The organism is Castellaniella sp. UC4447_H14, assembly GCF_052978285.1.
Map to the genome: position 1 here is coordinate 191713 of NZ_CM129666.1, position 12052 is coordinate 203764.

Consider the following 12052-nt stretch of genomic DNA (forward strand, 5'->3'; position numbering starts at 1 on the left):
CAGAACGCGTCCGGCCGACCCGGCGCCGCCTCAGATCCGGTAGCTTTCCAGCGTGGCGGGGTGGAACAGTTCGGAGACGTCCACCAGCCGGCTGGAGACGCCCTGGGCATGGTGGTGTGCGAGGAAATATTCCAGGACATGCTGATTTTCGTGGGCCCCGTAGGTCCAGAAATCCATGCCCATATGCGTCTGGGCCAGCCGCAGCTGTTCTTCGACGAAGGGCAGCGTAACCTTCGTGGCCGAGGTGTCGGCCAGCGCTTCCAACGCCAGCGCCTTGGACTGATTGAAGGCTTTTTGCAGCGCGACGGGCAACCAGGGATGGGCCTCGGCCAGGCTGCGGCGCACGCCCAGCAAGTGCATGATGGGGAAGATCTTCGTGCGCTTGTAATAGTCCAGCGCCGCTTCGGTGGGATCGTCGAACAGCCAGCGCAGCCGCGGATTGTCCGTGGTGAAGCAGCGCGGCGCCCTGGGGCCGATGTAGGCGTCGATCTCGCCGCGATCCAGCATGTCTCCCAGCGTCCGGTCGGCAGGGATGTCCTCCATCACGACGCCGTCGGGCAGGTTCGTCTTCAGCTTTTCCACGCGTCCCGGGTCTTCCACCCCGCCGCGCAGCCAGTGAATGTTCCGGGAGTGCACGTTGAAGTCATCCTGCAGGAACGCCCGCGTCCAGACGTTGGCCGTGAGCTGCCATTCAGGAGTGCCGACCCGCCTTCCGGCCAGGTCGGCCGGTGTGCGGATGCCGCTGTCTGTGTGAACGATGATCGAGCCGTGGCGGAAGGCGCGGGATAGAAACACCGGGATCCCGACGTAGGGATTGTCGCCCCGCGCCACGCGCAAGGTGAAACTGCTCAGGGACAGCTCGCACACGTCGAAGGACTCGTGGCGCATGGCCCGGAAGAAGATCTCCTCGGGCGAGAGCTTCATGACGACGGGATCTACGCCGTCGACCAGAACCTGCCCGTCGATGATGGCGCGGTTGCGATCATAGTCCCCGATGGCAAAGGACAGTTTCAGATTGGACATGGCTAGGGGCTCCTGGATTTACTGGCGGGGCGGGATCTGGATCAGTGTATCGAACTGCTGCTGGGTCAGCGGCTGGCTCAGCGCCTTGAACGCGATCCCGTCCTTGTTCAGCAGATCCAGGCCGATCATCTTGTCGGGATCGATGAGGCTTTTCGGGAAGAATTCGTCGCGCACCTTGCGGGCGGTGGCGATGTCCGTCTTGTTGAACGTCGCAAAGGCCTTCAGCGGTGCATCCCCGTTGTACATCCAGTCGATGGTTTCACGGTATGCGGCCATGAAGCGCTTGAGCTGGTCCTGCTTGTGCTCCAGGACGTTCACGTTGGCGACCAGTGTGCGGATGGACTCGTGGCGAATCTCGTCCAGGTCGTTGGCCTTGGCGACGATGCGGATCTTGCCCTTGGACAGGGCATCGAAGCCGAAGGGCGGCGCGGACCAGCCCACGTCCACCTGCCCCGTCATGACCTGGGTGAAGGTGGCCGACGGGCTGCCGGTGGCCACGAACTTGGACTTGATGCCATAGGCCTTGGCAAAGCCCAGCACCACGCTGTTGGTCGATGAGCCGTTGGTCGAATAGGCGATCGTGGTCTTGGGCGTGGCATCCTTGATGCTGTGCAGCGGCGAGTCCGAACGCACATACCAGAAGTCAGCGGCACCCGTGGCTTCAGCGCCGATGATGCGCACCGGGGCCCCCTTCTGGAAGGCGGAGAACACGCCGATGGTGCCGGCGGCCACGCCGATATCCACGCTGTTGGAGATCACGGCCTGCAGCGTTTCACCGCCGCCTTGGGTGTACAGGATCTCCAGGTCCAGTCCATGCTTCTTGAAGATCCCGGCATCCTGGCCGAGCTGGGCCACGATGGTGTCCCAGTTGCCGCGCTGGCCGACGGCGAGTTTGAGCGTGTCGTTGGCCTGGGCAGGTGTCGCGCAGACGCAAGCTGAAGCAAGGGCGAGAATGCCCAGTAAGGGGCGAGAGTTTCGCATGGCAGATGTCTCCTTGGTGTTGTCTTTGGGGGTTAGCGACGGTCGGGCGCGGCCCAGTGGCTCAGGGCAGAGTTGGCCAGCACGGCCAGGCCGAAGATGGCGATGAGCAGGGCATACATGGCCTGCATGTCGAAGTGCTGATAGTTCTGGATGACCAGGTATCCCAGTCCCCGGTTGGACAGTTTGGTTTCGGCCAGCAGGACACCGATCACGGCCACCCCGAAACCCATGCGCAGGCCGTTGATGACGGGGCCGCGCATGGCGGGCAGGTAGATCTTCAGCACTTTCTGCAGGGTGGTGGCACGCAGACTGACGCCTACGCACTTCAGGATGAAGGGAATTTCCCGCATGCCGGCCGCCACGGCCAGAGCAACCGGAAAGAAACACGACAGCGCTCCCAACGCGACCTTGGAGCCGGGACCGACACCGAACCACAGGATCATTAGCGGAAAGAAGATGATCTTGGGTGTCGGACCCAGGTAGTACAGGTAGCGCTCGAAAGCGCGCTCCAGAATGCGGCTGGCTCCCAGCAGCATGCCGCAGGCCAGTCCCGCCACGGTGCCGATGAGAGAGGCTCCGATGACTTCCGCCAGCGTCACCCAGAGGTTCCGATAGAAATCAGGGTCCAGCAGAAGCTGGTACAGGCCGACCGCAATGTCGGGCAGACCCAGCACCACGTCCTGGTAGAACAGCCCCGACTGGGCCAACAATTGCCAGGCCAGCAGCAGGATGGCAATGATGAACAGGCGCAGCCGGAGGACGCGGCGACGTGTGTCCGCGTCGCGCGTCAGCGGTTTCCGGGGCTTAGCCATTTCTGCAGGCTCTCCAGGATGACGAAAACGATGATGCTCACCAGGATCACGAATCCGATCGCGGCATAGGTGCCGGGCAAGTCATAGCGCTCGGCCAGTTCGTTGATGAGGGGTCCCAGGCCGCCGAAGTTGATCAGGAATTCGACCCCCACCACATTGATGAGCGCGAAGATCAGGCCGATGCGCAGCCCCGAGAAAATGCCCGGCAGGGCGGCGGGAAACATGATCTTCCAGAACAGGGCCCAGGATCCCAGCCGCAGGCTCTTGCCCACGTTGATCAGGGCGGGGCGTACCGACTGCAGGCCGTCGGTCGTCATGAGGATCACCGGCGGCAGACCGGAGAGCACGCCGATCACGATGATGGTCGAGGCGCTGCGCCCGAACATGACCAGAAACAGCGGGTAGGCCAGCACAATGGGTGCGGCCGCGAGCGCCGCGATCCAGGAGCCGATGGCCTGCCGCAGCAGGTGAGCGCTGTAGAGCAGCGCCCCCAACGGCACACCGATGCAGGCGACCAGCACGGCGGCAATGCCGGCCTCGCTGCCAGTAATGAGGAACCGGTGCAGCACGTTTTCCTGCGTGATGATTCGGCCGAACGCCATCACCACCGCCGATGGCTGTGGGACCAGAAACGGGTTGAGCAGGGCCGATCGGACCATCAGTTCGACGATCCCGAAGAACGCAACGAGTACGGCCAGGCCAGCCAGTTCCGGCCCGAAGCGGAGGGCTGCGGATTCAGGCCTGCGCATGAGCGGTTCCCTGTGCCTGAGCCTCGGACTCTCGCATGCCGCGGCCGGCTTCTTCGCGCAGGTCGCTCCAGATCTGGGCGACGTAGTGTCCGAAGGCATCGCTGCTCAGCATCTCCGACGTTCTCGGGCGTGGCAGATCGATGGGCAGGATGCGCTTGTTGCGGCCCGGCCTGTAGGTCATGATCATCACCCGATCCGAGAGCTGCACGGCTTCGGCGATGTTGTGCGTGATGAGCAGTACGGTCTGGTTCAGCGCGGCCTGGATCTGTGAGACCTTGTCGCCCAGCAACAGCCGGGTCTGCTCGTCGAGGGCGGCAAAGGGCTCGTCCATGAGCAGCAGCTTGGGCTCGAAGACCAGTGTGCGGGCGATGGACACTCGCTGACGCATGCCGCCCGAAAGCTGCGCGGGATAGCTGCGCTCGAAGCCTGACAATCCCACCAGATCGATGAAGTGCCGGGCCTTTTCCAACCGGGAGGCCTTGGGCATCCCCTGCAGCTCCAGTGGGAAGGCGACGTTTTCGATGACGGTGCGCCAGGGAAACGTGGAGTCCTCCTGGAACACCATCCCGATGGCGGGGTGCGGTCCGCGGATGGTTTCGTTCTCGATGCGGATGGCTCCGGCGCTCGTTGGCAACAAGCCGCCGATCATGCTGAACAGCGTGGACTTCCCGCAGCCGGAAGGTCCGATGATGGAGACGAATTCCCCGCGGCTGACGGAGAGCGAGATGTCGCTGACGGCGTCGATCCGGCCATCGGCCGTGTCGAAATGCCGGCTGACCTGGTCCACGGTGAGGATGGGTGCCGGGGTCCGCGCGCTGGCCGCGCTGCCGGGCTGTCTGCTGGCAGTATTCATGGACTCAGTCCGCCTGTTGTTCAGTCAGTGCGTTCGTCATGGCCGGTGTGTAGCCCGAGGCGACCCGGGTGTCGATGACGACCACGCGACCCTGGTCGAAGTCCCTCAGTGCGTCGGCGCAGACCCGGTCCAGCTCCTGCACGGTTTCCACCGGTCCGTAGGCGACCGCTCCTTGGGCTCGCGCGAGGCTCGCAATGTCCACGTCGGGATCGGCGATGCGCTGGCCGATCCATTTGTTGCCCACGGCGCGTCCGCGGGCTCGGGCGACACGTTCCTGGTGCACTTCGTCGTTGAAGAAAGACTGGTTGTTGGCCACCACGCAAATCAGCGGGATGCGATAGTGTACGGCCGTCCACAGGGCGGTTGCCCCCATGAGGAAATCGCCGTCGCCGCAGATTCCAAGCGGGATGCGGGAGGAGCCTCGCAGCGCCAGCGCCGCCCCCACGGTCAGGCCGGGACCCGCGCCCACGCCGCCGCCGCCATCCGAGCCCAGGAAGTCCAGCGGATGGTGGAAGGGCCACAGGGAGCCGTCCCACCCCAAAGGCAGGTGCGTGAGCGAGACTTGGCGGCCAGCCAGGCATGCGCGCAAGCCGCGGGCGAGCTCGGCCATGGAGAGCCAGGAGGGTTGGGGGGCGGGGGCCGCCGGAAGGGTCGGGACCCCGACGGCGGAGGGTGGAAGCGTGTCGTCCGGCGTAAACCCCAACGCCCGGTTCAGATTGTTGACCAGCAAGTCGGGTTCGGCCTGGATATGGAGATCCACTACCGGAAGCGCCTGGTAATCCATGCTCCAGCCCCGATGGAGCGTGTGGTCAACCGAAATCTGAACGATTCGGGCATTCGGGCGGGCATTCGGGAAGGCGGTCTGTTGCAGGCCCCCGAGGTCCACCCAGTCCAGGCTGATGATGAGGTCGGCCCGTCGCACGGCTTCCAGAGAGGCCGCATCGGCGAAGATGCCGGGAGCGCCGGCATGCAGCCGATGGTCCGTCGGGAACGCGGCGCCGACCTTCAGGTCGGTCAGCACCTGAGCTCCGATGCCCTCGGCAAGGCTCACTCGCTGTGCCCAGCATGAGGTGTCGCGCGAAACGCGGCCCATCAGGATGACAGGGTGGCGCGCGTCATGAATGAGCCGGACCAGTTCCGCGATCTGATCGGCAGAGGCGCCGGCTTGCGTGGCCGGGATGAAGTCGGCTGGACTTGACGGTGGCAAAGGTGAATCGAGAGCCTGCTCCTGCACGCTGACGTCCAGGTTGACGTAGACCGGCGCCCGGGGCGCGGACTCCGTGAGCCATCTCGCCCGGTACAGTGCCTCCCGGGCGGCGGCGGGTGACCCGGGCAGATCATCCCATTTGGTGTAACCGCGCACCAGAGCGCCCTGGTCGCGCGCTGTGTGGATCCACTCGATCCAGGGCCGCCGTTGGGCGGCATCCAGGCGGCCCGTCGCGCCCAGCAGCAGCAGCGGCATGCGGTCGCACCACGCGTTGAAGACCGCCATCGTGGCATGCATCAATCCCACGTTCGCGTGCACGGCCACAGCCATGGCCTTGCCTGTGACTTTGGCATAACCGTGGGCGATCGCCACCGCATGCTCTTCGTGCAGGCACAGCAGCATCTGTGGTGCGCGATTGCCCAGGTGGTTCACCAGGCTGTCATGCAGGCCGCGATAGCTCGCCCCGGGGTTGAGGGCGATGTAGGGAAGGTCCAGAGCCTGAAGGGTCTCGGCGATGACGTCGCTGCCGAACATGGGTTGGCCCGGGCTGTATGAGGCTGGCTGCTCCCCGGGATTCAGGAGCGGTGCCGGCGTACGGTCCGGAGCGGTGCTGACGGGCTTTTGCATAAATGGGTTCGTGTTGTGCGTGGAGGCGGCTTGGAGACGGCTCATTGCTGTGGCGGAATCTGAATGAGTGTCCCGATCTGCTGAGGAGTCAGCGGGGAAGACAGCGTCTTGAATGCCGTGCCTTCGCGGACCATTGCATCGATTCCATTGACCTTGTCCGGATCCAGCATGGCTTTTGGATGAAACTCATCGCGGACCCGGCGCGCAGTATCCAGGTCGACCTTTGCGAATTTGGCGTACGCCTTCAGGGCATCATCCCCGCTGTACATCCAATCCAGCGTTTCGCGATAGGCGTCCATGAACTTCTGGATGGCATCGTGTTTGTCTTTCAGGGCCGATGCGTTGCTGATGTTGACCCGGACACTCTCGTGCCGGATTTCGTCCAGGTCGTAGGCCTTGCCGACGATCCGGATCTTCCCGTTGGCGAGATCCTTGAAGCCGAATGGCGGCGAAGCCCAGCCCACATCCACCTGCCCGCTCATGACCTGCGTGAGCGTCGATACGGCGTTCCCGGTGGGAACGAGCTTCGATTTCAGGCCATACGCCTTCGCGAACCCCAGCGCGATGCTGTTGGTGGAAGACCCGTGTGTAGAGTAGGCGATGGTGGTGTCCTCCGCCGCGTCCTTGATGCTTTTCAGCTTGGAGTCGGAACGTACATACCAGAACTCTCCAGACCCTGTCGCTTCCGAGCTGATGATGCGCACCGGCGCGCCTTTTGCGTATGCCGCAAATACCCCGATGGTCCCCACCCCGGTGCCGATGTCCACGCTGCCCGAAATGACGGCTTGCATGGTTTCGCCCCCGCCCTGCGTGTAGAGCAGCTCGAGGTCGAGTCCGTGCTTCTTGAAAATTCCGGCATCAGTCCCGAGCTGGACAATGCCTGTGTCCCAATTTCCGTGCTGCCCGATGGCGACCTTGAGCGTCTGTGCCGCGAACGCGGACGACGAACACACGCAGGCCAGCAGGGCAGCACCCAGCATCGAGGTCAAGGGCTTGATCATCATGGTGTCTCCTGGTGGTTTATTTATTTATTCATTTATGTGTTTGCTCGGCCGGCGCGCGTTTGCAGGCCGTGAGTTTCGGGGGTGCTAGCGGGCGACGGCCCCCCTGAAACGTACGTGAACGTTCTTTGTCTGCGTGAATCCAATCAACTCGTCGAAGCATTCTTCCCGGCCCGTGCTGGATTGTTTGAAGCCGCCGAACGGGGCCGAGAGGAAGTGGCGTCCGACTTCGTTCACCCAGACGTAGCCCGCTTCGATTCGCTCGGCCGTGCGCAGTGCCGTGGAGAGGTCGTTGGTCCAGATGGAGCAGGTCAGTCCGTACTCCAGCGCATTGACCTGCGAGATGACGGCTTCCTCGTCGTTCCAGCGCAGGACGGACAGCACGGGTCCGAAGATTTCTTCCCGGGCGATGCGCATGTCCGCCGTCACGTCGCTGAAGATGGTGGGCATGACGAACAGGCCTTTTGAGAGCGCGGGGTCATCCGGGACCCGTCCACCGTAGGCCAGGGTGGCGCCTTCGCGCTTGCCATGCTCGATGTATTCCAGAATCCGCTGATGCTGCCGCGCGTCCACGATGGCTCCCATGGTCGTGGCGGACAGTTGTGGCAAGCCCGGCTTGAATTCCGGCAAGCGCTGCAGTACGGCAGCGAGCACCTGGTCGTGAATGGCTTCGTGCAGGAACACCCGACTGGTCGAACCGCAGGATTGGCCGCACCAGGCGAAGTTCATCCCGGCGACTATGGCGTCCGCCAGCGCCGGGAGGTCGCTGTCGGGGAAGCCGATCAGCGCGTTCTTGCCGCCGAGCTCGAGTAGAACCGGTTTCAGAGTGTCCGAAGCGGCCTTCATTACGGCGCGGCCCGCGACGATGCTGCCGATGAGGCCAATCTTCGCTACGCCGGGGTGCCGCACCAGCGCCTCTCCGGTTTCCTTTCCGTGGCCGGTCACGACGTTGAAGACCCCGCGAGGGAACACATCGTTCCAGAGTTCGGCCAGCCGCAGCGTCGACAGGGGCGCCTGTTCCGGCGGCTTGACGATCACGGTGTTGCCGGCCGCCAGCGGCGCGGCGACTTTTCCGGCGGAAAACATGACGGGATGGTTGAACGCCCCAATACGGGCTACGACGCCGAGCGGCTGACGTAACGTGAAGTTGAACCGCCCGCTACCCATGGGGATCGTTTCGCCCTTGACTTGGGTGATCAGGCCCGCGAAGAACTCGAGCTGCTGGGCGGCGGCTTCGATGTCGCCTGACATGGGGGTGATGGCATTGCCGCCGTCGTAGGCATCGATGAGCGCCAGCTCGTCGCGGTGGCGGCGGATGACGTCAGCCGCGTGGCGGAGGACGCGCGCCCGCTCGAACGGCGGCGTGTCGCGCCATTGGCGAAAAGCCGTATCTGCGGCCCGGACGGCGGCGTCCACGTCGCGATCCGAAGCATCGGCGCACGGCCCGAGTGCCGTTCCATCTCCGGGACTGAAGAGTTCCCAGGACGCGCCACGCTCGGCTTCGTGCCACTCGCCGCCGTAGAACAGCTGCCGGTGTGCGGGCAGGACGGGCGGGAGCGAAGATGAGAGGGCGGGCGTGGGGGTGGGTGGCATGGGATCGTCCTGAGGCGTCTCGGAATGAGGTTCATGTTAAGAACGGGTAGGGTGGGCGTCCAGAACGGCTTTTGTTGCTCTGCTCAAAGTATTTTGTATGGCTCGTGCTATAGTGGGCTGGCGCCTCCACGAGGCGGCAACGTGGCCGTATGTTCCGATCCGCTTTGCTCAGGGGGCCGTCATCAATCTACGCCAACTCCGCTATTTCACCCGCATCGTCGAAGCCGGCAGCATCACGCAGGCCGCCAATGAACTGTATGTGGCACAGCCGGCCCTGGGTTCTCAGATGCGCCTGCTGGAGGCCGAGCTTGGCGTCAACCTGCTGCAGCGGCATTCGCGCGGAGTCCGCACCACGCCGACGGGGGATCTGCTCTACCGCCGCGCGCTGCCCATCCTCCAGGATCTGGAGTCCTTGCGCCAGGAGGTCATGGCATCGGGCCATGGCCGTCGGGAAAGCCTGGTTTTGGGGGTGACCCCCGGAATCGCCAACGTCCTGGGCAGCGGCCTGCTGGTGCAGGCGCGCGACGCCGTTCCCACCGTGCACATCAGCCTGGTCGAGGAAATGAGCTACGTGCTGGCCGATGCCGTGATGCGCGCGGATGTGGATCTGGCGCTGGCCTACGAGGTCGGCGACAAGCCTGCGTTGCGGAGCACCGCGTTGCTCCAGGAAGAACTGGTGTTTGTCTCGAAGCCGTCGTCTCCCTTCTCGCAATGCGACGAAGGCGGGGCGGCGGAGATCACGCTGGCGCAGGCTGTGTCGCACCCGCTGGTCCTGGCCGACGGGCGCGATCCCGTCCGCCGCCTGATCGAGAGAGAGGCGGGGCGGCTGGCCTGCGTGTTCAGCGTGGCGTACGAGGCATCCTCCATTTCGACGATGAAGAACATCATCCTGCACGGCGAGGCCGCGGGCATCCTGCCGCGCGGCACCGTGATGGCGGAGTTGCGCTCAGGCGCCCTGCGAATGCGCAGGATCGTCAAACCGACGCTGTGCCGGCGGCTCTACCTGATCGAACGTGCCCAGCGGCAGCCGCTGCAGGCGGAATCTGCCGTGCTGGCGTTCATCAATGCCATGGTGGACCAGTTCGCGCGGGAGCAGGGCGATCTGGTTCATGACCTTCATCGCGTGGCGCCGGGGTAGAGGTTGACGCGGGCATCGACCAGGCACGCATCGGGAGTCTCGGGGTGGATGTCCAGCCGGAAGGCGGGGATGTAATCCAGCGTCAGGTGCAACGTGTCGCCGGCGGCCAGCGTGCGGGAGCCGCCCATCCGTGGCGGAAAATCCAGCCTGAACCGGCCTTGCGTGCAGTACAGGATGGTGTCGCCGGGGCGCAGTGCGATGGCCTGGGTACCGCGCCGCAGATCGATGCAGCCATGGGCGTGCTTGCGCCGGAGCATCAGGTTGAAGTCGCGCGCCGGGCCGCCGAGCAGCTCGGCGGTATAGGGCGTCTCACCCGCGAAGTACAGTCTTGAGCCCGGTTCCAGCAGCGTGACGGCCCCCGTGTCGGTCCGCGTCAGGCGCACGGCGCCCCCGTCGGTCACCATCAGGATGCGGTCGTAGCCCTCCCAGGCTGAAAACGGACCCGGCGCATTGATCTCGGCGGCGCTCACGCGCCAGACGCAGTCCTCCAGGCTCGCGCCTTCGGGATGGATGGCAAGCTGGCGCGTGATTCCGCCGCCGTTCTTCCAGGGTTGCGGCCGAATTTCCTCGGCGGTGGTGATCCGGATCTGGTCGTGCATATGGGCGGTGGTGACGGTGCGGGTTTTGCGTCGCGCCGTCGGGTGACGGGTCGACTCCTGAATTTAATACAATACGGGCCTTGTTTCCCCGATTTCCCTATTCCGTTTGACACCATGCTAGACACCAATCTGCTGCGCAAGGACCTGGACCACGTGGTTCGCACGCTCGCTCGCCGCGGCTTTGTTTTCGACGCGGATCGCTATCACGCGCTGGAAGCCCGACGCAAGTCCGTCCAGGTGCGCACCGAGGAACTTCAGGCTCGCCGGAACGCGCTGGCCAAGCAGATCGGCCAACTGAAGTCGCGTGGCGAAGACGCATCCGGCCTGCTGGCTGAGTCGCAGTCCATCCCCGATCAGCTCAAGGTGCTGGAGCAGGACCTGGCGGCCGTGCAACAAGAACTGCGGGACTGGCTCATGACCATTCCCAATCTGCCTGATGACAGCGTGCCTGACGGCCTGTCCGATGCGGACAACGTTGAAGTGCGGCGCTGGCTGCCCGCTGCGGCGGACGCCAATGGCAATCCGGCGCCGCTCGCGTTCCAGCCCCGGGACCATGTGGACCTTGCCGAGCCGTTCGGGCTGGACTTCGAATCGGCGCGTGCCCTGGTCGGTGCGCGCTTCATGATGCTGCGCGGCCCCATTGCCCGGCTGCACCGGGCGCTGGCGCAGTTCATGCTGGATCTGCAGACGGGCGAGCATGGCTACCAGGAATGCTATACCCCGTACATCGTGAACAGCGAGACGCTGTTCGGGACCGGGCAGCTTCCCAAGTTCAAGGACGACATGTTCTGGGTGACGCGTGGCGGCAAGGGCAGCACGCCGGATGACGAGGGGCAGGCCGAAGAGCTCTATCTGATTTCCACGGCCGAGATTCCGCTGACTGGCACCGTGCGCGACCGCATCGTGGATGCCGCAGACCTGCCCATCCGGTTGACGGCGCATACGCCGTGCTTTCGCTCCGAGGCCGGCAGTGGCGGCCGCGACCTGCGCGGACTGATCCGCCAGCACCAGTTCGACAAGGTGGAGATGGTGCAGATCGTGCATCCGGACGAGTCCTGGAAGGCATTGGACGAGATGGTGGGGCATGCGGAACATGTGCTTCAGGCGCTGCGTCTGCCCTACCGGGTGGTGCTGCTGTGCACGGGCGACATGGGCTTCAGCTCGGCCAAGACCTTCGACCTGGAAGTCTGGCTGCCGGCGCAGAATACCTGGCGGGAAATCTCGTCCGTGTCCAATTGTCTGGGCTTCCAGGCACGGCGCCTGCAGGCGCGTTTCCGTCCGGCGGGACCCAAGGCCAAGCCGGAGTTCGTCCACACGCTGAACGGTTCGGGGCTCGCCGTGGGCCGCGCCATGGTCGCAGTCCTGGAAAACTACCAGCAGGCGGACGGCAGCATTGTCGTGCCCGACGTGCTGCGGCCTTATATGGGCGGCCTGGAAGTCATCCGGGCGGATTGATCGGAGATCTCCTC

11 protein-coding genes are annotated in these 12052 nt (G+C 64.6%); 2 read left to right on the top strand and 9 right to left on the bottom strand.

Features of this window, described 5'->3' with window-relative positions; genetic code table 11:
• Nucleotides 1-30 precede the first annotated feature (30 nt).
• The 8 genes from ACVCMJ_RS00900 to ACVCMJ_RS00935 form a co-directional block, all read right to left on the bottom strand.
• Entirely contained in the window at nt 31-1023 is a 993-nt protein-coding gene (locus ACVCMJ_RS00900; RefSeq protein ID WP_447082477.1) for an ABC transporter substrate-binding protein, read from the bottom strand.
• Between the two features lie 18 nt (nt 1024-1041).
• Complete coding sequence (locus ACVCMJ_RS00905; RefSeq protein WP_447082478.1) at nt 1042-2004, bottom strand: ABC transporter substrate-binding protein; 963 nt, start codon at nt 2002-2004, stop codon at nt 1042-1044.
• A 32-nt stretch (nt 2005-2036) separates the two neighbouring features.
• Nucleotides 2037-2816: an ABC transporter permease gene (locus ACVCMJ_RS00910; protein WP_447082479.1), complete on the bottom strand. Its 780-nt coding sequence runs from the start codon at nt 2814-2816 to the stop codon at nt 2037-2039.
• Entirely contained in the window at nt 2792-3565 is a 774-nt protein-coding gene (locus ACVCMJ_RS00915) for an ABC transporter permease (RefSeq protein WP_447082480.1), read from the bottom strand. The genes ACVCMJ_RS00910 and ACVCMJ_RS00915 overlap by 25 nt, the downstream gene beginning before the upstream one ends.
• Complete coding sequence (locus ACVCMJ_RS00920) at nt 3552-4418, bottom strand: ABC transporter ATP-binding protein (RefSeq protein WP_447082481.1); 867 nt, start codon at nt 4416-4418, stop codon at nt 3552-3554. Before ACVCMJ_RS00920 ends, ACVCMJ_RS00915 begins: the two co-directional genes overlap by 14 nt.
• A gap of 4 nt (nt 4419-4422) precedes the next feature.
• Entirely contained in the window at nt 4423-6252 is a 1830-nt protein-coding gene (locus ACVCMJ_RS00925; RefSeq protein ID WP_447082482.1) for a thiamine pyrophosphate-binding protein, read from the bottom strand.
• A gap of 41 nt (nt 6253-6293) precedes the next feature.
• Complete coding sequence (locus ACVCMJ_RS00930; RefSeq protein ID WP_447082483.1) at nt 6294-7256, bottom strand: ABC transporter substrate-binding protein; 963 nt, start codon at nt 7254-7256, stop codon at nt 6294-6296.
• An 84-nt stretch (nt 7257-7340) separates the two neighbouring features.
• Complete coding sequence (locus ACVCMJ_RS00935) at nt 7341-8846, bottom strand: aldehyde dehydrogenase family protein (protein WP_447082484.1); 1506 nt, start codon at nt 8844-8846, stop codon at nt 7341-7343.
• A gap of 97 nt (nt 8847-8943) precedes the next feature.
• Here ACVCMJ_RS00935 and ACVCMJ_RS00940 point away from each other — a divergent pair, with 97 nt between their 5' ends.
• A complete protein-coding gene (locus ACVCMJ_RS00940) occupies nt 8944-9984 on the top strand; it encodes a LysR family transcriptional regulator (protein WP_447082485.1) in 1041 nt (346 codons plus the stop codon).
• Here the strand turns inward: ACVCMJ_RS00940 and ACVCMJ_RS00945 are convergent.
• Complete coding sequence (locus ACVCMJ_RS00945) at nt 9963-10583, bottom strand: HutD/Ves family protein (protein ID WP_447082486.1); 621 nt, start codon at nt 10581-10583, stop codon at nt 9963-9965. The genes ACVCMJ_RS00940 and ACVCMJ_RS00945 overlap by 22 nt on opposite strands.
• A 114-nt stretch (nt 10584-10697) precedes the next feature.
• Here ACVCMJ_RS00945 and serS point away from each other — a divergent pair, with 114 nt between their 5' ends.
• A complete protein-coding gene (serS, locus tag ACVCMJ_RS00950) occupies nt 10698-12038 on the top strand; it encodes a serine--tRNA ligase (RefSeq protein WP_447082487.1) in 1341 nt (446 codons plus the stop codon).
• Nucleotides 12039-12052: the final 14 nt, after the last annotated feature.